The organism is Arthrobacter sp. U41 (assembly GCF_007679325.1).
Lineage (GTDB): Bacteria > Actinomycetota > Actinomycetes > Actinomycetales > Micrococcaceae > Arthrobacter.
Genome location: NZ_VEGI01000001.1, coordinates 1,576,414 through 1,598,165, shown reverse-complemented (window position 1 = coordinate 1,598,165; position 21,752 = coordinate 1,576,414). Strand labels below are relative to the sequence as shown.

The window sequence follows — 21,752 nt, the reverse complement described above, 5'->3', positions numbered from 1 at the left end:
GGAAGGACCAGAACAACTCAGGATTCGACGTCGGCCGCGGCAATCGCTTTGTCCGTCAGGATGGGCATCAACCCGAGCAGCGCGAGGGTCAGCACTCCCATGATGCCGAACATGACCTGCAGGCCCAGCCACTGGGCCAGCAGGCCGCCCGCTGCCGCGCCGAGGGGCATGGTGCCCCACGCCAGCAGGCGGTAGGCGCTGTTGACCCGGCCCAGCAGGCGGTTGGGGGCAATACGCTGGCGCAGGGATACGGTGATGACGTTCCACAGCACGATCAGCATCCCGCCCACAAAGAGGAGCGGGCCAAGAATATAGGGGTTGTCCGTCACGGCCGGCGCACCGACGAACAACGCGCCCCCGAAGATCGTGAGTGCCAGGGACCTGGACCGGCCCAGCTTGGCCTCCACGCGTTCGGCCATGAACGAGCCAACGAAGGCGCCGAGAGCGGAGGTCGTCAGAAGTAGGCCGAACCCCACTTCGGAAAGTTTCATTTCGGAAGCCGGTCCCACGGCAAACAGCACCAGGACCGCGAATGCCCCGCTGGACGCGAAGTTGAACACCCCGGTCATTACCGCGAGCGTGCGAAGGATCTTCTGGTTCCAGAGGAACCGCAAACCCTCACCAATGTCGAACCGCAGTGTCGTCTTCACCTCCCGCTCTGTGCGAAAAGCCCCCGGGATCAGGAACAGGGCACCGACGGCCGCAAGCCAGAGGGCCGCCGGCGCGGCAAAGCCCGCAACGACGCCCAGGGTCACCAGCAGCCCGCCCAGCGGAGGACCAACGAACTGGTTGGCGGTGAGCTCGACGGCGTAGAGCCGGCCGTTGGCGCGCGACAACTGATCCCGGTGCACCACCTGGGGCAGGATCGACTGCGCGGAGGTGTCGTAGAGCGTTTCAGCCACACCCACCATCAATGCCACGACGTACAGCGCCCAGATGGAGCCCGAATCCAGCAGGACGACGGCGATCAGCACGGCCGGCAGCGCCGCGCGGCTGAGGTTGGCCCACAGCATGAGCTTGCGCCGGTCCAGCCGGTCGGCCAGCGCCCCGGCGGTGAGGGCGAAGAGGAGCCAGGGAAGCGTCGCGGCGACGGTCAGCCCGGCAATCAGCGTGGGTGACTGCGTGAACTGAATGGCCAGCAGCGGCAGCGCGATCTTGAACACGCCGTCCGCGAGGTTGGACAGCCCGGAGGACGTCCACAGCTTCCAATAGGACGCACCCAGCGGTGCGCTGCCCCGTACGTTCACCTGCGCTGCGGAACTAGTCATAGGTGAACCATTCCCTATTGATTGAGAAAATTCAAGGTGATTGAATTTTGTACATCAGATCGTAGGATAGGTACATGACGGACGCAGGGCCCACGGGCGCCCACGAGAAAAAACCCGCCGCGAGCGCCCGGGAAATCAAGGCGCTGGCACATCCGCTGCGTCTGAGGATCCTGCGTCTGTGCGGACTCCACGAACTGACCAACAAGCAACTCGCCGACCGGCTGGGCCAGGATCCGGGGACGGTGCTCTATCACGTGCGGCAATTGCTCTCCGCCGGATTCCTTGAACCTGCCGAGGTCCGCGCGGGAGAAAGCGGTGCGCTGGAGAAGCCGTACCGTTCCACGGGGCGGTCCTGGAATCTGGACACCGCACTGGTTGAAGCTGGTCCGGGCGGTCCGCTGGCGCCGGTCGAGGCGTTCCGGGAGGAGCTGACGGAAGCAGGGCCGGACTCGATCGCCAGCCTCTCGCGCTTCGTGTTGCACCTCTCCGAGGAGGACGCCGAGGACCTCATCACGCGCATCGGCGCTGTGCTGGACGAATACACGAATAGTGACCGCCAGAGATCGGACCAGCCCGCGTATGGCGGCATCTTTGTCCTTCACCGGTCGCCGGACTAGGTCGCCGCCCCCTTCATTCCCGCGTGAAAGCCGGCGGTAAATGATGGGTCATGATGGTGGGATGATCACCGAACATGCCTTGCTCTCCGTCCGGCCCGGTATGGAGGACGATTTCGAGATCGCCTTCAGCAAGGCAAAGCTCATCATTGCTTCCATGCCTGGATTCCACGGCCTCACGCTTTCGCGATGCATCGAGAACGCCGCCACGTATCTGCTGCTCGTGGAATGGACCCGCCTGGAAGACCACACGGAAGGCTTCAGGGGCTCGGCGGAGTACCAGGAATGGCGCGGGCTGCTGCATCATTTCTATTCGCCGTTTCCAACGGTGGAACACTATGAGCAGATCCTGGCCGTGCCTGCCCGGCCTTAGTTCGACCACTGTTGTACGTCGGTCCTCAAAGAGCCTGGATCAGCGTCAGGCCGCCTGCCAGTGCGACCCAGGCCATGTATGCCAGCATGCTGAAGCGGTTGGGCCAGCCGATGAGTACCTCGGGTTTCCCCACCGCGTCGGGTTGACCGAACCGGAACGTCGCGCCAAGGAACCAGATAAGGCCCGCCCACGGGATGACCGCTGCCCACACGAGAATTTGCCCGGCGGGCGAATGCATGGCAGCGCCGATCCCGGCGCAGGTCGCGGCGATGGGAAAGCCCAGGATGAAGAGCGAGCCCAGACCGGCATGGACCTTGCCCCGGCCCGTGATCTCCGGCCGCGGCGTCGTGATCGGGTCCGTATCGACGAAAGCCGCCCCGATCGGGCCAAGCGCCACCACGGGAAGTCCGGCAGCCAGAACACCGGCGGGCGGCCACAAGGCAAGGCCGGAAGCTGCGACGCCGGTCCCGCCGAGGATGAATGCAATCCGCATGAGCACGCCGTACCGGCCCAGCGAGTATTCACTGAGCATCCGCCAGGAGGGATCGAACTCCGGTTCGAGTTTGTGCAGCGCGACAACGAGAAGGATGGCAACCGCTGCAGCACCCAGCGAGTAGAGGGCGGCAACAGCCGCAAGGGAGTCCGTGAACGCCGTCATTCTTGATTATCAGCCCCGACGCGGAAAATGCCTCGCTCGCTGTCCATACCCTCCCTCCGGGCACAACGGCGACTTTCGAGCAGTCAAAGCGGTTCGGTTACGTGGGAAATGCTGTGCGGCGCCCGGCAACAGCGATGAAGAGCGCGACGGCGGCAAGCCCCACCAGGACGATTGGCAGCACCAACCCGTCGAAGTTGCTGATCACCACCGCGCCGGCCACGCCCGCGGCGAAGATGGCGAGGTTGAACGCGACGCCCAGCATTGAGTTGGCGACGTCGGCGTTCTCGCCGCTTGCTGCGCTGATCGCCGTTTGCAGCTGGGCTGCTGCGCCGCCGAAGGCGATACCCCACAGGACGATGGCCACAAGGACTGCCGCTAACGACGCGTGGCCGACGGTCAAGATGACACCGGCCACCAGGACGGCCCCGACGCTCAGCAGGACCAGACGTCGAAGGCCTTTGTCGATTACTGCCCCGGTGATGGCGATTCCGGCAATGGCCGCCGCGCCGAACGTCACAAGTGCGACGTCGACCGAGAGCTGAAGGCCTGCCGTGCGGAGATAGGAGCCAATGTACGTGTACATGATGTTGTGCCCGAGCATCCAGGCGACAATGACGGCAAGGACCACCGCGACGCCCGGGATGCCGAAGACGCGGACCAACGGCACACGTGTCGCAGCCCGTTGGCCGGGTGCATCCGGAACGAGGATGGCCGCGAGCAGGACAGTGACGATCGTGAGAATGGAGAGCACTCCGAAGGACCAGCGCCAGTCGAGGGTCGTGCCGAGCCACGCTCCGAAGGGCGTCCCTACTGCCAGGCCGACGGGGGTTCCAAGGGATGCGACCGCCAAGGCCCGGCCGGCATGTCCAGGAGCCGTGATGCGCTGGGCGTAGCCGGCGAGCATCCCCCACAGCAGGCCGGAGAATGCACCGGCAAGGAGCCGCGCTCCCAGGGAGAGCACGATGTCGGTGGAGAACACCGTGATGAGGTTCGCGGCCAGGAAACCGAGGATCCCGACCATGAAGACGGGCTTCCGTCGCAGGCCCCGCGTCATGGCGATTGCGGGCAGTGCCGCAATGACTGTTCCGAGGGCGTAGGCACTGACAAACTGTCCTGCGGTGCCCTCGTTGCTGTTCAGCCCCGAGGCGATCTGCGGCAACAGACCGGCGGGCATGGTTTCGGTGGCGATCAGGAGAAATCCCATCAGGGCCATGACCAGCAGCGCTGCCCAGGGAAAACGCCGGGCCTGGACGGAAAGATGGCCCTCCGGCGCCGAAGCCTTCGTGTCCTCAAAGGTGCCGAGGTTTTCGTGAGGCAGGCCGTCGACGGGCGCAGCGCCGGCGTCATCCTGAAGGGTTGCTCGAGTCAAAACGGTTCCGTTCTGTATGTGGGGAAGGTCTGGGGTGGGGTTCCCCGATCAGCCTCCGGGGGCCAGCGTGGCGGTGAAACCGCCCGTGCGGTCCCGTACCGTCGCGAGGTCGTCGAACGATCCGATCCGCACGATTCCGGGGAAGGGCCCGACGTGCTCGTAGTAGAGGACGAGGGCTTGGTCAGGTGCGTAGTAGCCGATGGTCAGTGGATCTGCGTCATCGCCGGCGGGCACGCCGTCGAGGGAAAGAGGGCCCGGTAGCTTTGCGATTTTTTCCTGCCCTCCGTGGTCGCGGAAGGAGAGCGTCAGGGGAAGCTGCTCGAACAGGGAACGTGCAGCCGTGTTGCCGGAGAGCGTTCCGGTCACGGTCTCGCCGTCGATCTGGATGGTGATGGGGGCGAGCTGGGAAGACGCGGCGGTTGCCGAAGTTGTTTCCGGCGGGGAGGTCGGCGGAGTGGGGGAGGCGGGGTGGTTCGAGAGGGTGCTGCACCCGGCGAGGCACAACGCCAGCACGATGATCGGGCTCAGGGGCGGTTTTTTCAGTTGCATGGGAGATGGTTGCCTTCCAAAAGATCCGGTGCATTCCACCACACCACGTCCCTGCGGTCGGAGGGAGCCCCGCTTGATGGGGGTACCCGGAGGGACTCCCTGCACGCCGGCGGGGGACCTATCGTGGATTCATGAACAACCGTGCAGACGTTCGCGAATTTCTCACCTCACGGCGCGCCAAGATCTCGCCCGAGGACCTCGGGCTGCCGGCAGGGACGAACCGCCGAGTGGCCGGGCTGCGCCGCAGCGAAGTGGCAACCCTCGCCGGAGTGAGCGTTGAGTACTACATCCGGCTGGAAAGGGGCGCCATCAGCGGCGCATCCCCTGAAATCCTCGACGCCATCGCCAAAGCCTTGCGCCTGGACGACGCCGAACGGGCACACCTTTTCGATCTGGCACACGCGGCAAGCCCCGTGGCGCGGCCGCCCAAGCGCCGGAGTTCAAAGAGCTGGACGCCGCACACCAGCCTGCAGTGGGCTCTCGACGCCGTCACCTCCGGGCCGGCGTTCGTCCGCAACGGCCGCATGGACCTGCTGGCCGTCAACTCACTCGCGCGTGCCTTCTACAAGGACGTGTACGACATGCCTGGCCAGCCGCCGAACCTCGCCCGTTTCACCTTCCTCGACGAGCGCGGCCGGGACTTCCACGCCGACTGGGACAGCGCCGCCGACGTCGTCGTCTCCATTCTGCGCGCCGAAGCCGGCCGGGACCCGCACAACAAGGAACTCCATGACCTGGTGGGCGAGCTGAGCACGCGAAGCCAGGAGTTCCGGCGCCGCTGGAGCTCGCACAACGTCCGCCATCACGGCGCCGGCTTCAAAACCTTCCGTCACCCAATCGTCGGCGAGATCACCGTTGCCTACGAAGGACTCGAGATGGCGGCCGAGCCCGGCCTTACCCTGACCATTTACAGCGCGGAGCCGGGCTCGCCCTCTGAACAGGCCCTGCGCCTGCTCGCCTCTTGGGCCGCTACGGAATACGCTCAGCACCCCGGGCAGCAGCAGCCGGGGAAACAGCCAGCCGGCTGACGGCTGATCAGCACGGCGAGCCATTCCGCGGCGGTCCGTGCCAGACTTTCAGCCATGGAGCCCATGGATTGCCTGGTCATCTACGTCCCCATCGATGCCGCACAGACTGTCCGGCAGGCCATCGGCGACGCCGGGGCGGGCCGGCTGGGCAACTACTCGCACTGCTCGTTCAGCCTCGAAGGCACCGGGCGCTTCACGCCGCTGCCCGGCGCGAACCCGGCCATCGGCGCCGTCGGATCTCCCGAGGAAGTGCCGGAAACCCGGATCGAGGCCATTTACCCGCGCTCCCGGCGCGCCGCCGTCGTGGGCGCTGCGCTGTCCGCGCATCCGTACGAGACGCCGGCGTTCATGACTTTCCCGGTTGATGCCGGCCTGCCGGACGGGCCGGGCACCTAGAAGCAGTTCCTGCTCATTTAGACGACGAGGTGTTCGCCATCCCCGACTCCTCGGCGGCCGTCCGCGCGTACGACGCCGAGACCCGGCGGTAGACCGGGGTCAGGAAGGCCAGCAGTGCGGCCGCGATCATGATGATCCCGGCCACCAGGAACACCAGGGCGATGCCGCGGGAGGTTCCCTCGCCCAGCAGCGGGGCCAGCTGGGCGGCACCCTCCGCGGACCGGGCGTAGGGGATGATCCAGACCTGGGCGATCGGCGCGATGAGGAACGCGGTGATCGGCGCTGCCGCGGACTCGAACGCCATGGCGAATCCGAATACCCGGCCCTGCCGGTTGAGGGGCACCACCTGCTGGATGACCGTCTGCTCCGCAGCCTCCACGAAGGGCACCAGGACCAGGTAGAGCCAGATGCCGGCGATGTACAGCCAGGCCCACTCCCGCAGTGTGAACACCGCTCCCAGGACCCCCATGACGATCACCGCGATGAGCATGGTGCGCAGAGGGTTGGACCCGAGTCCGAACTTGCCGATCAGCGCGCCGCCCACGATGAACCCGGTGGCGCCGAGCGCGAAGTAGGTCCCCCACAGCTCCACCGAAAACATTTCCAGGCCGTAGGGATCCATCAGCGCCATGTAGACACCGCCGATGAAGTTGTTGAACGTGGAGAACAGGATCAGCGCGAACAGCCCGGAAATGGCCAGCACGGCGGCGAGGGACCCGCGCAGGTCGAATCCGCCGTGCGCGTCAGAGGCGGCCGCGCGCACCTCCTCGGGCATGCGCAGCATCAGCAGGTGCGCGAAGGCCAGCGCCGTGAGCACTATCGCGACGACGATCGTCCAGCCCATGCCCAGCAGCCCGACCGACAGCCCGGAGAGCAGCGAGGTGACGATGAACATCAGTCCCTGCACCATGCCCACCAGCCCGTTGGCGTTGGCCCGCCGGTCCGGCTCAATGAGGATGGTGACCGTGGTGGAGAGGGCAATGTTGCGCATGTTTTCCACCACCGCTCCGACCAGGATGATCAGGGTGAAGACCCAGAACCAGGGCTGTGTCAGGTCCAGGAGCCGGGCGGCGGGTGTCAGCAGGAACATGACCCCGGACAGCACGAACATCACCAGCGTGAAGCCGGCGGCGAAGCGCATCACGGCCAGCTTGCGGTAGCGGTCCACGAAGGTGCCGAAGCTGATGCTGGACAGGGCGATCAGCAGCATGTACGCGCCGCCGATCACCCCGGTGGCGATCACGTTGCGGGTCTGCAGGTACACCCAGAAGGTCAGCGCGAACCACAGATAACTGGTGGTGATGTTGGCGAGGGCGGTGTTTACCAGGATCCCGGCGAACGTGCGGGACCGCTGTGCCGGAGTGCGCAAGGCCTCGGTCATGCGTCCCAGTGTAGTGACAACCGCCGGGCCCGGAAACGGTTGCCGCCCGGTCCGGAGATCTTCGCACAGAGTCCCGCTCTCCGGACCACGCAGGCTACTTCAGGACCACCGTCCTGTTTCCCTGGAGGATCACCCGGCCCTCGCAGTGCCAGCGCACGGCGTTGCTGAGCGCCTTGCACTCGGTGTCCCGGCCGGCCGCCACCAGGTCTTCCGGCCCGTACGTGTGGTCCACCTCCACCACCTGCTGGGAGATGATGGGCCCCTCGTCCAGTTCCGCGTTGACGTAGTGGGCGGTGGCCCCCACGGTTTTCACACCGCGGGCGTAGGCCTGGTGGTACGGCTTGGCGCCCTTGAAGCTGGGCAGGAACGAGTGGTGGATGTTGATGGCCCGGCCGTCCAGCTTGCGCGTGAGGTCGTCGCTGAGGACCTGCATGTAGCGGGCCAGGACCACCAGTTCGACGTCGAACTGGTCAATGAGCTCCAGCAGCCGGGCCTCCGCCGCGGGCTTGGTGGCGGCGGTGACGGGCACGTGGAAGAACGGGATGCCGTGCCATTCCACCAGCGTCTGGTGGTCCGTGTGGTTGGAGACCACGGCCACCACGTCGACGGGAAGTTCGCCAATCCGGGCCCGGAACAGCAGGTCGTTGAGGCAGTGCCCGAACTTGGACACCATGATCAGCACACGGCGTTTGGAACCGTGCGGCTCCAGCCGCCAGCTCATCCCGAAGCGGTCGGCCACCGGGGCGAACGCGGCCCGCAGGGTGTCCGCGGTGGACGCATCGCCGTCGGACGCAAAATGCACCCGCATAAAGAAGTGCCCTTCGGAGCGCTCGCCGAACTGCTGGTTGTCGATGATGTCGCAACCGTGTTCCAGCAGGAAGCCGGAGACGGCGTGGACGATGCCCGGGGACTCCCGGCAGTCCAGCGTCAGGACATGCTCCACGGTGGTGGCCGGCCGGGGGAGGGCGGTTTCAGTTTCGATGGCAGTCATGGCTCAGCACTCGATCACGTTGACGGCGAGGCCTCCGCGGGAGGTCTCCTTGTATTTGGTTTTCATGTCCGCTCCTGTCTCACGCATGGTTTTGATGGCTTTATCCAGCGACACCTTGTGGCTGCCGTCGCCGTGCAACGCCAGCCGCGCGGCGTTGATGGCCTTCACGCTGGCGATCGCGTTCCGTTCGATGCAGGGAATCTGCACCAGGCCGCCCACGGGGTCGCAGGTCAGGCCGAGGTTGTGCTCGATCCCCACTTCGGCGGCGTTCTCCACCTGTTCGGGGATGCCGCCCAACACCTCGCAGAGCCCCGCGGCCGCCATGGAGCAGGCGGACCCCACCTCGCCCTGGCAGCCAACCTCCGCGCCGGAGATGGAGGCATTGATTTTGAACAGGATCCCGACGGCGGCCGCCGCCAGCAGGAAGCGGACCACACCGTCGTCGTCGGCTCCGGGAACAAACTTGGCGTAGTAGTGCAGCACCGCGGGCACAATGCCGGCCGCGCCGTTGGTCGGGGCGGTGACGATGCGCCCGCCGGCGGCGTTTTCCTCATTGACGGCGAGGGCGAAGAGGTTCACCCATTCCATGGCCCGGAGCGGATCGGTGACGCCGGTGTCCGCCGTCAGGGTCTGGAAGAGCGACGGAGCCCGGCGCCGGACGTTCAGCCCGCCGGGAAGGACTCCTTCCGCGGCGCAGCCGTTGTCCACGCACTGGCGCATGACGGCCCAGAGCCCCAGCAGCTTCCCGCGCAGCTCCGCCTCGCTGTGCCAAACCATCTCGTTGGCGAGCATCACGTCGGAGATGGACATGCCCTCCCGCCGACAGGTGTCCAGCAGTTCGTCGGCCGTGGTGAAGGGGTACGGCAACGGGGTGTCGTCGGCCACCACCTGGTCGCCGGCGTCGGCATCGCCGTCAACCACGAAGCCGCCCCCAATCGAATAGAAGCTCCGTTCGCTGAGGACGGCGCCGGTGTGGTCCAGCGCCCGGAACGTCATGCCGTTGGGATGGGCGGGCAGGGACTTTCGGCGGTGCAACACCACGTCCTCGTCCCAGTTGAAGTCCACCCGGTGGTCCCCGCCGATCCGGAGTTCGGCGTCGAGGGCGGCCGCGGCCACCTGGTCATCCGCGGTGGAGGTGTCCACGGTTTCCGGGTCCAGGCCCTGGAGGCCCAGCACCACGGCCTTGTCGGAGCCGTGGCCCCGGCCGGTGGCGCCCAGCGAGCCGAAAAGTTCGGCCTGGACCCGGACGGTGGCGCTCAGGTTGCCCTCACCTTTGAGCCCGTCCGCGAAGAGTTTCGCCGCCCGCATCGGGCCGACCGTGTGTGACGACGACGGCCCGATGCCTACGGAGAACAGGTCGAGGACGCTGAGGGCCATCAGGGCACCTCGGGGGAAGCGAACTCCCTCATGGCGTCCAGGAGCCAACGGCCCAGGAAGTCCGCAAACGAGGCGCGGGGGAACAGCCGGAAGCTCTCCTCCCCGGTCTTCAGCAGGACCACCGGGATGTTGCCGACCTCCGTCGCCAGGGCGGTCCCCGGCGTGAAGCTGCGCGGGTGCAGGTCCAGGGCGCAGCCCTTCTCCAGCACCGCCCGGGCCCGCGGGCCGGTGAGCTCGAACATGGTGCGGTTCGCGGACAGGTCCACCACCTGGCCCGGGCCGTCGCCCAGGGCGGCGGTGAGGGAGCCCAGCAGGTCTCCGCCCAGGGTGTCGTGGTCCTCCTCAGGTGCCACCACCAGGAACTCGGACGGTCCCAGCCACAGGACGCTGACCTGCTCCGCGCCGGCCACCTGGCCGCAGCGGGCCGGCAGCCCGCCGGTGACGGAGGCGATCCGTGACCCCGCCTCGGATGCGGGGTCCACGCGGACCCCGGCCATGGTCTGGAAGGGGCCCTCCTTGAGGACCACCGTTCCCGGGACGGAGCCGGTTTCCAGGGCTGCGGCCAGGTGCGAGGCCGGGCTGCGGCGGATTTCGCGGAGTCCATTGATGCCGGTGAGTGCTGCGGTGTTAACCATCTTTGCGGGTCCCTTCGGGGTCAAAAAGTACGGTTTCGGCGACGACCACATCCACCAGCTGGTCGCCGGCGGCGGCCACGAGGGTCTCGCCGATGCGGTTGCGGCCGTTCTTGATCAGGGCCAGGGCGAACGACCGGCCCAGTGCGGCGCTGTGGTAGCTCGAGGTGACAAAGCCCTGCATCGGGACGGGGCCGTAGGCGGGGTTCGTGGTGATCCCCTTCTCCACCAGCTGGCTGCCTTCCGGCAGCCGCAGCGAGCCGTCCACGGGAAGGACGCTGACCAGGTGCTTGCGGTCCTCGCGCCGGGCGTCGGCCCGGGCGTAGGAGCGCTTGCCGATGAAGTCCTTGACCTTGGAGACCACCCATTCCATCCCGGCGTCCTGCGGGGTGACGGTCCCGTCGGTGTCCTGGCCGACAATCGGGTAGCCCTTTTCGGCGCGGAGCACGTGCATGGTTTCGGTGCCGTACGGGGTGATGTTGAATTCGGCGCCGGCGGCGGCGACGGCTTCCCAGGTGTTCAGCCCGTACCAGGCCGGCACGTTGATCTCGTACGCCAGTTCGCCGGAGAACGAGATGCGGCAGATCCGCGCCTGCACGCCGGAGGCGAGGGTGGTTTCGCGGAAGGTCATGAACGGGAAGGCTTCCGCCTCCAGCCCGCCGTCGGCGGCGAGTTCGGGCGCCACCTTCGCGAGCACCGCACGGGATTTGGGCCCGACGACGGCGATCGTGGTCCACTGTTCGGTCACCGAGGTGCAGTGCACGTCCAGGCCGGGCCATTCGGTCTGCAGCCATTCCTCCAGCCAGTCCAGCACCTTCGCGGCGCCGCCGGTGGTGGTGGTCATGAAGTACCGGTCCTCATCGAGCCGGAGGGTCACGCCGTCGTCGAAGATCATGCCGTCCGCCATGCACATCACGCCGTAGCGGGCGGAACCGGGGGCGAGTTTCTTGAACGCGTTGGTGTAGATCCGGTTGAGGAACTCACCGGCGTCCTTGCCCCGGATTTCGATCTTGCCCAGGGTGGTGGCGTCCATAAAGCCCACGGATTCGCGGACGGCGGCGCATTCGCGGAGCACCGCGGTGTCCATGTCCTCGCCGTCCTGCGGGTAGTACCAGGGGCGCTTCCACTGCCCCACATCCTCGAACAACGCGCCGTGGGCCACGTGCCACGGGTGGATCGAGGTGACGCGGGCAGGGTCGAACAGTTCACCACGCTGGCGTCCGGCGAGGGCGGCGAACGCCACGGGGGTGAACGGTGCCCGGTAGGTGGTGGTGCCGATATCGCCGATGCCGCGGGAGGCCTCGCCGGCGTGCCGGAGTGCCGCGGCGATCACGCCGATCGCGTTGACACCGGAGGTCTTCCCCTGGTCGTTCGCGGTGCTGATCGAGGTGTAGCGCTTGATGTGCTCCACGGACCGCAGCCCGGCCCCGGTGGAGCGCAGGACGTCGGCCACACTCTGGTCCCGCTGGAAGTCGACGAAGTGGTGGTGCCAGTCGTCCGGGGTGCCGGTCTGCCCGGGCACCAGCCACAGCTGGCGGGTGGGCGCGGACGCCTTCGGCTCCGACAAGACCAGATCGGTGGCTGCGTCCGAATTTTCCGGGCGGAAGCCGGCAGCGGTGGCTGCTGCGGTTCCGGCGGAGCGGCCCTCGGCGAGGCAGTCAACCAGATCGAAGCTGCCGCGCCCGGAGCCCACAATCTGCTGGTGGGAAACCACGGTGCTGGGCACGAAGGCCGCCAGGTCCTCGTCCCAACGCAGCTTGCCCTGCCGCTGGGAGTGGAGATGGACCAGAGGGCTCCAGCCGCCGGAGACGGCCAGCAGGTCGCAGGCGATCTCTTCGACGCCGGAGGTGAGTTCGCCGTCGTCGTTGATGCTGCGGACGGTGACACTGGTCAGCCGGCCGTCGCCGGCTGCTGTTCCTGTTCCGGCGGCAGTGTCAGCCACGGCGCTGCCGATCAGCACCCGGGTGCCGGACTCGGCGGCGGCAGCGGCGACGTCGGTCAGCCTGGGGCGGGCGTCGACGACGGCCGCGACCTTGATCCCGGCGGCCCGAAGGTCAGCGGCCAGGGCGTAGGCGGTGTCGTTGGTGGTGCCGATGACCACGCGCTGACCGGCGGCCACCGCGTAGCGGTTGAGGTAGCTGCGGACGGCTGACGCGAGCATGATGCCGGGCCTGTCGTTGTTCTCGAAGACCAGCGGGCGTTCGTGGGCGCCGGGGGCCAGGACCACCTGCTTGGCACGGATGTGCCAAATACGCTGCCGCGATACCCCGGAGGCGGCGGGGCTGGAGAGGTGGTCCGTGCGGTTCTGGACGGCGATGACGTAGTTCGCGTCGTAGGCGCCGAACGCCGTGGTGCGGTTCAGGACGGTGCATTCGGCGCCGGAGACGAGTTCGGCCTCGACGTCCGCCACCCAGTCCAGTGCCGGCTTGCCCTCGATGGTCTCGGCCAACCCGGGCGACGCGGAGCCGGAGAGGAGCGATCCGCCCAGCTCGGGCTGGTCGTCCATCAGCATCACTCGGGCACCGGTGCGTGCGGCCTCGCGGGCCGCGGCCAGGCCGGCGGGGCCGCCGCCGATCACCAGGACGTCCATGTGCACGTACTTCTTGTCGTACTCGGCGCGGTCATCGGCCGGGTCCAGGCGGCCCAGGCCGTTGAGCATGTCCGCTTTCAGCCCGTCCACCAGTGTGACCGTGGTGGCGGGAAGCATGGACTCGGCCACGTGGCCCGGGAACCGCGGCTCCACCCGGACCAGCGCGTTGGGTTCCTCCACGCCGGCGGCCAGGATGCCGCGGGGCCGGTCCTCGTAGAGCGAATTGCCGGCGGTGATCCGGCCGTTGGCGAGCAGGGCCGAGGCGAGCGTGTCGCCGGGGTGGCCGGTGAATTCCTCGCCGTCCACGGTGAAACGCCAGGAAATGGTGCGGTCGATGCGTCCGCCGGCGGCGAGGCGGGCGTTCTGGGAAGTCACTTGGTTGCTCCTTCCGGGGCGGTGGTGCTGGTGGCGGGGCGGGGCGCGCCCATCGGGTAGACGGCCTGGATGTCGTAAGTGACCGTGTCGCGGAGCATGTTGAACCACTGGCGGCAGCCGGTGCTGTGCAGCCAGCGTTCGGCGAATGCGCCCTTGGTGTTGTCGCGGTAGAACAGGAACTCGGCCCATTCGCGGTCGTTCAGGTCGTTCGGGTTCTCCGGGTAGGGCACGTGGGCCTGGCCGCCGTAGTGGAACTCGGTCTCGTCGCGCGAGCCGCAGTTGGGGCAGGAGATGAGCAGCATGTGCGTCTTCTTTCTAGTGGACGGCGGCTAGTGGGCGACGGCGGCGGCGCCGTGTTCGTCGATCAGGGCTCCGGTTTCGAAGCGTTCCAGCGCAAACGGCTTGTTCAGCTTGTGCGGGGTTCCGGTGGCGATGGTGTGGGCGAAGGTGAGTCCGGCGGCCGGGGTGGCCTTGAAGCCGCCGGTTCCCCAGCCGCAGTTCACGAACATGTTGTCCACCGGGGACGTGCCGACGATGGGGGAGGCGTCCAGCGTGGTGTCCACGATCCCGCCCCAGGTCCGGAGCACATGGGCCCGGGCGAAGATGGGGAAGAGTTCGACGGCGGCCGCCATCTGGTGCTCGATCACATGGAACGAGCCGCGCTGGCCGTAGCCGTTGTAGGAATCGACGCCGGCGCCCATGACCAGTTCGCCCTTGTGGGCCTGGGAGACGTAGACGTGGACGTGGTTGGACATGACCACCGTGGGGTGGACCGGTTCGTGAAGTTCGGACACCAGCGCCTGAAGCGGGTGGGACTGGATGGGGAGCCGGAAACCGGCCATTTCCGCCAGGACCGAGCTGTGGCCGGCGGCGCAGAGCCCCACCTTTTCGGTGTTGATGTTGCCCCGGTTGGTCTTGACGCCCACCACGCGGTTGCCGTCCTTGACGAAGCCGGTGACTTCGCAGTTCTGGATGATGTCCACGCCCAATTCATCGCACTTGCGGGCGAACGCCCAGGCGACGTGGTCGTGCTTGGCGATGCCGGCACGGGGCTGGTACGTGGCGCCCATCACGGGGTACCGGATGTTGTCGCTGATGTTCAGGATGGGGCACAGTTCCTTCACCTGTTGCGGGTCCAGCCACTCGGCGTCCACGCCGTTGAGCTTGTTCGCCCCCACACGGCGGATGCTTTCCCGGACGTCGCCCAGGGTGTGGGCGAGGTTCATGACGCCGCGCTGGCTGAACAGGAAGTCGTATTCCAGCTCCTCGGGCAGGATTTCCCAGAGCTTCAGGGCGTGCTCGTAGATGGCTGCGCTCTCGTCCCAGAGGTAGTTGGAACGGATGATGGTGGTGTTCCGGGCCATGTTGCCGCCGGCCAGCCAGCCCTTTTCCAGAACGGCGATGTTGGTCATTCCGTGATTCTTGGCCAGGAAGTACGCCGTCGCCAGGCCGTGCCCGCCGCCGCCGACAATGACGGCGTCGTAGGAGGACTTGGGTTCGGGGTTCCGCCAAAGGAAATCCGGGTGTTCCGGGAGCTGGTGCGTGCTCACTGGGCTGCTCCGATCATGTCTGATTCGAACGCGGCGATCTGGGCGCCGTCGTTCTGGGAAAGATGCGGGTAAAGGGGAAACTGGTCGGCCAGGGCGGTGACCCGGGCGCGGAGCCCGACGGCGGTGTCGTCGCTGAGGGACGCGCCCACGGTTCCGCTGTGCGTGCCGGCAACGGCGGAAGCGGCGATCAGCGCCGTCGCGATGATGTCCGCGACCTCGGCGAATTCCACCGCGCCGAAGCCCCGGGTGGCCAGGGCCGGGGTGCCGATCCGCAGTCCGGAGGACACCATCGGCGGGCGGGGGTCGAACGGAACGGCGTTCCGGTTGACCGTGATGCCCACCCGATGCAGGGCGTCTTCGGCCTGCTGACCGTCCAGCTTTGAGTTGCGCAGGTCCACCAGGACCAGGTGCACGTCGGTGCCGCCGTTCACCACGGAGATGCCGGCCGCGGCCACATCGTCGCGGAGGAGCCGTTCGGCCAGCAGCTTGGATCCCTGCAGGACGCGTTCCTGGCGTTCCTTGAATTCCGGGGTTCCGGCCAGCTTGAACGCCACGGCCTTGGCGGCGATGACATGCTCCAGCGGGCCGCCCTGCTGGCCGGGGAACACGGCAGAGTTGATCTTCTTGGCGTACTCCTCCCGGGCGAGGATGACTCCGCCGCGCGGGCCGCCGAGGGTCTTGTGCGTGGTGGTGGTGACGATGTCGGCGTAGGGCACCGGGTTGGGGTGCAGCCCCGCGGCCACCAGGCCAGCGAAGTGCGCCATGTCCACCATGAGATAAGCGCCCACCAGGTCGGCGATCCGGCGGAACTCGGCGAAATCGAGGTGGCGGGAGTACGCGGACCAGCCTGCCACGATCAGCCGCGGGCGGTGTTCCAGGGCCAGTGCCTCGACCTCGGCCATGTCCACCCGGAAGTCCGATTCCCGCACGTGGTACGGGACCACGTTGTAGAGCTTGCCGGAGAAGTTGATGCGCATCCCGTGGGTAAGGTGGCCGCCGTGCGCCAGGTCCAGTCCCATGATGGTGTCGCCCGGGTCCAGCAGGGCGAACATGGCGGCGGCATTGGCCTGGGCGCCGGAGTGCGGCTGGACGTTGGCGAATTCTGCGCCGAAGAGGGCCTTGACCCGGTCGATGGCCAGCTGCTCCACCACGTCCACGTGCTCGCAGCCGCCGTAGTAGCGCTTGCCGGGGTAGCCCTCGGCGTACTTGTTCGTCAGGACCGAGCCCTGCGCCTCCATGACCGCCGCGGGGGCGAAATTCTCCGAGGCAATCATTTCCAGCGTTGACTGCTGGCGGCCCAGCTCACGGGCAATGGCCTGCTGGACCTCGGGATCGACTGCGGAAAGTCGCTCGTTCAACTGCTCAACCACGGATGCTCCTTTGAAATACCACTATTGCGGTGACTGATATATCAGTGTGAGGTCAATGCTATGATCGAGGTCACAACAGAGTCAATAGCCGGACGCAAAGTGGCACGGAGCTCCCGGTTGGGACCGGACACTGAGCAGCACAGAACGGAGTGGTGCCTTGAACGCACTTCCTGCCCTGCCCCTCGCCGAGGACCAGGCGCTGTCCCAGGCGGAGGCCGCCTACCGGCAGCTGCGCGACAAGCTGATCATGCTTGAGATCCGGCCGGGCGAGCCCATCAACGACGGGCAGCTGGCCGCCGAGCTCGGCTTCGGCCGGACTCCGGTGCGCGAGGCGATCAAGCGGCTGGAGGTGGACCACCTGGTGGTTTCCTACCCGCGCCGGGGTACCTTCGCCACCAGTGTGGACTTCACTGAACTGGCCGACGTCTCGGAGATCCGGGAACTCCTGGAGCCGCTGGCCGCACGCCGCGCTGCCGGCCGTGCCAGCGACGCCATGCGCCGCGAACTGATGCACGTCGCCGACACCATCGCGCAGCTGGATCCCGGACCGGGCGGCTCGCGCGACCTCATGCGGTACGACCTGACCGTGCACCGGCTGATCTACAAAGCTGCCGCCAACCCGCACCTCGAAGACACCCTGATCCGCTACGACAACCTGGCCACCCGCATCTGGTGCCTGGTCCTGGACAAGGTGCCCTCAGTGAGCGGCCACATCGTGGAGCACGTGGAGCTGCTGACCGCGATTGCCGACGGCGACGAGGACCGTGCGGCCGAACTCGCCCTGCACCATGTGGTCAGCTTCGAGGAATCCGTCCGCAAGGTTCTCTGATCAGGGCTGCGTCACGGCCACGGAGATGCTGTGCGGCGGCAGGGTGATGGTGGCGGCCTCACCGGTGCTGATGACGCTTGGGGCCGGCGGCTCGTTGGGTTCCGGGTGGCCGCCGTTGCCTTTGCCCTGGGTGGAATGCCAGTCGTACTGCTCGGCGGAGTACTGGTCGAGCCTCAGCTGTTCGTCGATGACCTCGTGGGCGCCGTCTGTTTTTTGCATCAGACGGACCTTGAGGGTCCGGTCCGGGTCCTTGTTGAACAGGAGCACGCCCAGGCTGCCGTCGGGCCGGCGGAGCGCGTAGGCGGTGACCAGCGGCTCGCCCTTTGAATTGTGGATGTCGCTGGTGGCGGCGTGGACGGTGTGGAGCCCGTCCCCGTCCTGCACCCAGTATTCGTTCACCAGCCGGGCCGCCTGGAAGGCCGCCAGCGGCCGGATCCTCCACTCATCGTAGAACTGCAGCATCATCAGGTTGCCCCACGAGTTGCACTTCTTGCCTTCTTTTTCCTGGAAAACCCAGTTCGGTTCCAGCCCGTAGTAGTAGCTGGTCTCGCCGCCCAGAGCCAGGAACATGGCGGCGGTTTCGGCGTTGATCATGGCGCCGGGCAGCTCCACTTCCACCTGGCCGGCGAAGGAAGAGTAGCCGTACTCGGTGATCACTTTGGGAATGTCGGGGGGAAGGCCGGCCTTCTCCTGGCGGGCAAGCAGGTCCGCCAGGAGCTTGGGGTGCTCGGCAAGCGGCGCGCTCGGATCGGCGCAGACGTCGTCGAACGGGTACCACTCGAAGGAGAAGAAATCGAAGTCCTCCATCGCGTTGCGGTCACGCAGGTAGGACACAAAACGGCCCGTCCAGGACCTCTCGCCGTTTGCGTCGGGCCAGTGCACCCACTCCGGCAACGTGGTCTGGTAGCCCGGGCCGCCGAACTCCAGGTTGGGATCAACCTCTTTCATCGCCCGGGCCATCTGCAGATACAGCGAGCCGTAGTGTTCGGGCTGGGCGAGCTGGCCGTCCGGTTCCTCGCCGATCTCGACGCGTTCCACCGGGTAGCCGCGTTTTTTCAGATAGCGCACCAGGGCGGCCGTGTCCTCCGGCACGCCGTACAGAGCCGGCGCAGGCACCATCATTGGCTGGCCGTTGGTGATGCCGCTTTCGAAGAGGCGCTCGAAGCTCGCGTGCTCGTAGTGCTTGTCGATGTCGCTCGCGCGGTGCCAGGGGTCGGTCGAGGAGGTCCACATCTCCGTCTGCTCCTGCGACGGCAGGTGGCTGACGTGATCGTCGAACCGGCCGCCGACGGTCTGGCCGATGGAGAGTTCGCGCACGGCGAATCCCAGCTTGTCACGGACATCCGTGGAGCCCGCCGGCGCGGTGTTGGAATCCTTGGTCAATACGACGCGCAGATACTGCACGTCCATCGGTTTGGGCGCGATCCGGACGGTCTGCGTGCCACCAGTGCCCTGGTGTGAGCTTTGCGGGAAATCGATCCACTTCCCGCCGTCGACCGGGAAGTGGGCGTCCTTGCCGGACCAGTACTGCACCTTGAAACCTGTCGCGAACGGTGTACCCCAGTCGAACTTCAGAGTGTCTATCGGGAAGGCATGCGGGAAGGCTGCCATGATCCACTGCGGGTTCAGGTCGTCCGCTTCTCCGGTGAAGTGCGAGTCCAGGTACGGGTTGCTTTTCCAGAACGTGGTGGGGTCTCCGTCGGTGAGCCGGGAATAGCCGTCGTTCTTTGCCTGGTCGATGGTGTTCCCGCGGCGGGGAAGGCGGTACCCCTGGGATGCCTTGTAATCTTCCCGGGGTTCGTCTGATGAAACCCAGTACCCTTGCCCGGCAGCGGGGTCGCTCCAGGTCCCGCGCGGGTTCCAGTGCCAGGCCTTGACGCCGAGTTCGGTGCGCAGCCGGTAGCTGATGGGCCCGAAGCCGGCCGCCTTCATGGCCTGCACGTTCGAAGGGGTCCAGACCTTGTCGATTTCGCCTTCCTCCAGACCGTCCACACCGGCGCCCAGGGCCCGGGTGCCCGGGAACTCGTTGACGGCCGTGCCCAGATCAATCTGGATGGTTCCGTCGACGGCCGGCAACGGACCGGGTTCGGCCACGCCGGGGACCACCACGACGCCGAAAATCACTCCCGTCGTGACGAGGCCGGCCAGCGCCAACAGCGTTTTCCTTCCGCCGCGCCTCGGTTTTCTGGGCTGTAGCTCAGAGGTCACGGAACTCTCCTAGGTTTGAGGTACTCGCTGCTGGTGCGTGCGGCCCGGTACGGCAGACGGCGCGCCTGCGGACAGGCGTCAAACCAAAGTCCGGAACAGGGGTCCGCCGAAGATGTGGACACGGCGGGGCTGGACGACGGGCCGGTGTGTGGAGGCCATGAGGAGGTGCGGCCGGGATGGCTGCGTAGGATGCGACCGTCATGCTCCCGGGCCGAGGGCAGGCGCTCAGCAACAGCATGCTTCACTGTTTCTCCCCCCGATACCGGTAAACGGGAGGGAAGGAACCACGCAGTCCCTGGAGCCCCCCCGGGCCTCCTGTTACGCGTCACAAGAACGCACACTTCGACGGTACGAGCGGGCCCCGTCCGGGCGCACGAGTACCCGCTACCTGACCTTGGGCCTTCGGCTACCCGGCCAAGTTTGCCGTGTACCGCGTAATGACTGCGCGGCCCGCCGGGGTTCAGGCTTGCGGAGACCCGGTCGCTGCGCCGAGCGTGGAGGGATCGGTGTTGGCCCCGCAGATGATGACGGCCACACGTTCGTTTTCCCGGGGCACGTAGGCGCCGGCGGTGAGTGCTGCGAAGGCGGTCGCGGCCCCGTATTCTGCGGGAATGCGGTACTCGCTCCACAAGAGTGTCCGGGCGGCGATGATGGCTTCATCGTCTACCAGGACGGAGACGGGCGGTTCCTTCGAGGCCATGCTGAAGGCGATGTCGCCGACACGGCGCGCGCCGAGGGAATCGGCGGCGATACCCGAAACGGACACGTCAACCGGGCGGCCAGCCTCCAGCGCCGCGTGCAGCGTGGGGATCGTGACGAGTTCTACCGCGACGATCTTCGCCCTCCCGGACGCGGCCGCAGCCAGCCCCGCGTACAGACCGCCTCCGCCGACAGCGACGACGATCGTGTCGATGCCGGGCTCGTCCCGGAGGATCTCCTCGGCGATGGTGCCGGCGCCGGCCGCGATCTCGGGCTGGTCGTAGGCGTGGCAGAACAGTGCGCCGCTTTGGGCGACGTACTCCTGTGCTGCCTCATAGGCCTCGACGTACTCTGTGCCGACCTGCCGGACGGTCGCGTTGTACGCGAGGAGCCGTTCGACCTTGACGCGCGGAGCGTTCGCGGGAACGAACACCGTAGCCTGGACGCCCAATGCGGCCGCGGCGTACGCGTTGGCCAGGCCGGCGTTGCCGCCGGAGGCCGCGACGACGCCGACACCAGGGTCCAACTCGCCGCGCTCCAGCGCAGCAAGCTGGCGGTTGAAGGCTCCCCGGGCTTTGAATACCCCGGTGTGTTGCAGGAACTCGCACTTGAGCCACAGCGGCGCGGAGTACGTGCCGCCGCGGAGCAAGGGTGTGCGTCTAATATGCGGGCTGATCCGCTTCTCGGCGGCGAGAACGTCATCCCGTGTGATCATCGGCTGACTCCTGGCACGTCGGGGGCGTTTGCACGTGAGATGAGAGCGGTTGCCTCTTCCAGGATCAGCGCGATGTTGCGGGGGTCGTGGGCGAACCTGCCCAGGAACAGTCCGTCGACATAGGGGTAGAGCCTGGGGAGCAGCCCGGGCCCGGCGCTGCCGCCGTACAGCAGGGTGGCCCCGGCATCCAGTTCCTCCCTGAGGTGCTCCGCGACGGCGCAGACGTAGTCCGGGTCCGCGGGTTGGGGTGCGCCGATTGCCCATACGGGTTCGTAGGCGATGACCGGTTTCGGCCCGTCCGGGTCGATGTTTGCCGTTCGTATTTGTTCCAGGCAGGCCCGGGCTGCCTCCCGGGGGGCAACCCGGGCCGTTTCTCCGACGCACAGCAGCGGTTGGAGCCCGTTGCGCTGGGCCGCGGCCACTTTGGCTGCGACCAGGCCATCGCTTTCGCCGAAATAACGCCGTCGCTCGGCATGACCGATTTCGATCAGGCCCACCCCCATCTCCGCCAGGAACACCGGACTGACTTCTCCTGTCAGGGCGCCGGCATCCTGGTCCGAGGCATTTTGCGCCGCCACCTGGAGGTGAGTTCCGCGTGCCAGTTCCAGGGTGGTTTCGAGGATGGGGAACGTCGGAGCCACGAAGAGCGTCACCTGCCCGGTCTGCACTGCCTCGCAGGCCTTGGCGAGGGACGTGACGGCGCCAAGCCACACCTTGGACTCGCGGTAGCCCAGGTACATTTTGGTGCTGATGCCGAGGGTGATGCTCTTCGCGGTCATG

Annotated in this window: 20 protein-coding genes; 5 read left to right on the top strand and 15 right to left on the bottom strand. The window is 67.1% G+C overall.

Annotated features, from left to right (window positions below; all coding sequences use genetic code 11):
- Positions 1–17: 17 nt before the first annotated feature.
- Complete coding sequence (locus FS787_RS07470) at positions 18–1,268, bottom strand: MFS transporter (protein ID WP_144671554.1); 1,251 nt, start codon at positions 1,266–1,268, stop codon at positions 18–20.
- Between the two features lie 74 nt (positions 1,269–1,342).
- Between FS787_RS07470 and FS787_RS07465 the strand changes: the two genes are divergently transcribed.
- Together FS787_RS07465 and FS787_RS07460 are read left to right on the top strand one after the other, a co-directional pair.
- Positions 1,343–1,885 carry a transcriptional regulator gene (locus FS787_RS07465; protein WP_144671553.1) on the top strand — a complete coding sequence of 181 codons (543 nt, stop codon included), beginning with the start codon at positions 1,343–1,345 and terminating at the stop codon, positions 1,883–1,885.
- Between the two features lie 61 nt (positions 1,886–1,946).
- Positions 1,947–2,255: an antibiotic biosynthesis monooxygenase gene (locus tag FS787_RS07460; protein ID WP_144671552.1), complete on the top strand. Its 309-nt coding sequence runs from the start codon at positions 1,947–1,949 to the stop codon at positions 2,253–2,255.
- 25 nt (positions 2,256–2,280) lie between these two features.
- Here FS787_RS07460 and FS787_RS07455 read toward each other — a convergent pair whose 3' ends face one another.
- The 3 genes from FS787_RS07455 to FS787_RS07445 form a co-directional block, all read right to left on the bottom strand.
- Positions 2,281–2,913 (bottom strand): DUF998 domain-containing protein, encoded by a 633-nt coding sequence (locus FS787_RS07455; RefSeq protein WP_144671551.1) that lies wholly within the window; start codon positions 2,911–2,913, stop codon positions 2,281–2,283.
- A gap of 97 nt (positions 2,914–3,010) precedes the next feature.
- A complete protein-coding gene (locus FS787_RS07450; RefSeq protein ID WP_260982436.1) occupies positions 3,011–4,282 on the bottom strand; it encodes an MFS transporter in 1,272 nt (423 codons plus the stop codon).
- A gap of 48 nt (positions 4,283–4,330) precedes the next feature.
- On the bottom strand, positions 4,331–4,831 hold the full coding sequence (locus FS787_RS07445) for a cyclophilin-like fold protein (protein WP_186329105.1): 501 nt from the start codon (positions 4,829–4,831) through the stop codon (positions 4,331–4,333).
- A gap of 131 nt (positions 4,832–4,962) precedes the next feature.
- On the opposite strand from FS787_RS07445, the gene FS787_RS07440 reads away from it, so the two are divergent.
- Together FS787_RS07440 and FS787_RS07435 are read left to right on the top strand one after the other, a co-directional pair.
- Complete coding sequence (locus FS787_RS07440) at positions 4,963–5,859, top strand: helix-turn-helix transcriptional regulator (protein WP_144671550.1); 897 nt, start codon at positions 4,963–4,965, stop codon at positions 5,857–5,859.
- Between the two features lie 54 nt (positions 5,860–5,913).
- Positions 5,914–6,255, top strand: a complete 342-nt coding sequence (locus FS787_RS07435; protein WP_395940319.1) for a hypothetical protein — start codon at positions 5,914–5,916, stop codon at positions 6,253–6,255.
- 13 nt (positions 6,256–6,268) lie between these two features.
- On the opposite strand, the gene FS787_RS07430 is transcribed toward FS787_RS07435, so the two are convergent.
- The 8 genes from FS787_RS07430 to glyA form a co-directional block, all read right to left on the bottom strand.
- A complete protein-coding gene (locus FS787_RS07430) occupies positions 6,269–7,636 on the bottom strand; it encodes an MFS transporter (RefSeq protein WP_144671549.1) in 1,368 nt (455 codons plus the stop codon).
- 94 nt (positions 7,637–7,730) lie between these two features.
- Complete coding sequence (purU, locus tag FS787_RS07425; protein ID WP_144671548.1) at positions 7,731–8,627, bottom strand: formyltetrahydrofolate deformylase; 897 nt, start codon at positions 8,625–8,627, stop codon at positions 7,731–7,733.
- Positions 8,628–8,630: 3 nt separating this feature from the next.
- Positions 8,631–10,004: an L-serine ammonia-lyase gene (locus FS787_RS07420; protein WP_144671547.1), complete on the bottom strand. Its 1,374-nt coding sequence runs from the start codon at positions 10,002–10,004 to the stop codon at positions 8,631–8,633.
- Complete coding sequence (locus tag FS787_RS07415) at positions 10,004–10,639, bottom strand: sarcosine oxidase subunit gamma (RefSeq protein ID WP_144671546.1); 636 nt, start codon at positions 10,637–10,639, stop codon at positions 10,004–10,006. The genes FS787_RS07420 and FS787_RS07415 overlap by 1 nt, the downstream gene beginning before the upstream one ends.
- Positions 10,632–13,601 (bottom strand): sarcosine oxidase subunit alpha family protein, encoded by a 2,970-nt coding sequence (locus FS787_RS07410; RefSeq protein ID WP_144671545.1) that lies wholly within the window; start codon positions 13,599–13,601, stop codon positions 10,632–10,634. The genes FS787_RS07415 and FS787_RS07410 overlap by 8 nt, the downstream gene beginning before the upstream one ends.
- Positions 13,598–13,903 (bottom strand): sarcosine oxidase subunit delta, encoded by a 306-nt coding sequence (locus tag FS787_RS07405; protein ID WP_144671544.1) that lies wholly within the window; start codon positions 13,901–13,903, stop codon positions 13,598–13,600. Before FS787_RS07405 ends, FS787_RS07410 begins: the two co-directional genes overlap by 4 nt.
- 27 nt (positions 13,904–13,930) lie before the next feature.
- Entirely contained in the window at positions 13,931–15,151 is a 1,221-nt protein-coding gene (locus FS787_RS07400) for a sarcosine oxidase subunit beta family protein (protein WP_144671543.1), read from the bottom strand.
- Positions 15,148–16,521 (bottom strand): serine hydroxymethyltransferase, encoded by a 1,374-nt coding sequence (gene glyA, locus FS787_RS07395; protein WP_144671542.1) that lies wholly within the window; start codon positions 16,519–16,521, stop codon positions 15,148–15,150. Before glyA ends, FS787_RS07400 begins: the two co-directional genes overlap by 4 nt.
- A 157-nt stretch (positions 16,522–16,678) precedes the next feature.
- Here glyA and FS787_RS07390 point away from each other — a divergent pair, with 157 nt between their 5' ends.
- The gene (locus FS787_RS07390; protein ID WP_144671541.1) at positions 16,679–17,350 is read left to right on the top strand and encodes a GntR family transcriptional regulator; all 672 of its coding nucleotides are present in this window, start codon (positions 16,679–16,681) and stop codon (positions 17,348–17,350) included.
- Here the strand turns inward: FS787_RS07390 and FS787_RS07385 are convergent, their stop codons facing one another.
- The 3 genes from FS787_RS07385 to FS787_RS07375 form a co-directional block, all read right to left on the bottom strand.
- Positions 17,351–19,504 carry a discoidin domain-containing protein gene (locus FS787_RS07385; protein ID WP_144671540.1) on the bottom strand — a complete coding sequence of 718 codons (2,154 nt, stop codon included), beginning with the start codon at positions 19,502–19,504 and terminating at the stop codon, positions 17,351–17,353. It abuts the gene before it with no gap.
- Positions 19,505–20,018: 514 nt separating this feature from the next.
- Positions 20,019–20,972, bottom strand: a complete 954-nt coding sequence (locus tag FS787_RS07380) for a threonine/serine dehydratase (protein WP_144671539.1) — start codon at positions 20,970–20,972, stop codon at positions 20,019–20,021.
- Positions 20,969–21,751, bottom strand: a complete 783-nt coding sequence (locus FS787_RS07375; RefSeq protein ID WP_144671538.1) for a triose-phosphate isomerase family protein — start codon at positions 21,749–21,751, stop codon at positions 20,969–20,971. Before FS787_RS07375 ends, FS787_RS07380 begins: the two co-directional genes overlap by 4 nt.
- Position 21,752 lies beyond the last annotated feature (1 nt).

Bases quoted from the DNA above. Each gene is read 5' to 3' on its own strand.
- FS787_RS07405 (WP_144671544.1), bottom strand. From the start codon at position 13,903: ATGCTGCTCATCTCCTGCCCCAACTGCGGCTCGCGCGACGAGACCGAG.
- FS787_RS07415 (WP_144671546.1), bottom strand. From the start codon at position 10,639: ATGGTTAACACCGCAGCACTCACCGGCATCAATGGACTCCGCGAAATC.
- FS787_RS07430 (WP_144671549.1), bottom strand. From the start codon at position 7,636: ATGACCGAGGCCTTGCGCACTCCGGCACAGCGGTCCCGCACGTTCGCC.
- FS787_RS07380 (WP_144671539.1), bottom strand. From the start codon at position 20,972: ATGATCACACGGGATGACGTTCTCGCCGCCGAGAAGCGGATCAGCCCG.
- FS787_RS07445 (WP_186329105.1), bottom strand. From the start codon at position 4,831: ATGCAACTGAAAAAACCGCCCCTGAGCCCGATCATCGTGCTGGCGTTG.
- FS787_RS07465 (WP_144671553.1), top strand. From the start codon at position 1,343: ATGACGGACGCAGGGCCCACGGGCGCCCACGAGAAAAAACCCGCCGCG.
- FS787_RS07420 (WP_144671547.1), bottom strand. From the start codon at position 10,004: ATGGCCCTCAGCGTCCTCGACCTGTTCTCCGTAGGCATCGGGCCGTCG.
- FS787_RS07455 (WP_144671551.1), bottom strand. From the start codon at position 2,913: ATGACGGCGTTCACGGACTCCCTTGCGGCTGTTGCCGCCCTCTACTCG.
- FS787_RS07440 (WP_144671550.1), top strand. From the start codon at position 4,963: ATGAACAACCGTGCAGACGTTCGCGAATTTCTCACCTCACGGCGCGCC.
- FS787_RS07435 (WP_395940319.1), top strand. From the start codon at position 5,914: ATGGAGCCCATGGATTGCCTGGTCATCTACGTCCCCATCGATGCCGCA.
- FS787_RS07460 (WP_144671552.1), top strand. From the start codon at position 1,947: ATGATCACCGAACATGCCTTGCTCTCCGTCCGGCCCGGTATGGAGGAC.
- FS787_RS07375 (WP_144671538.1), bottom strand. From the start codon at position 21,751: ATGACCGCGAAGAGCATCACCCTCGGCATCAGCACCAAAATGTACCTG.
- purU (WP_144671548.1), bottom strand. From the start codon at position 8,627: ATGACTGCCATCGAAACTGAAACCGCCCTCCCCCGGCCGGCCACCACC.
- FS787_RS07470 (WP_144671554.1), bottom strand. From the start codon at position 1,268: ATGACTAGTTCCGCAGCGCAGGTGAACGTACGGGGCAGCGCACCGCTG.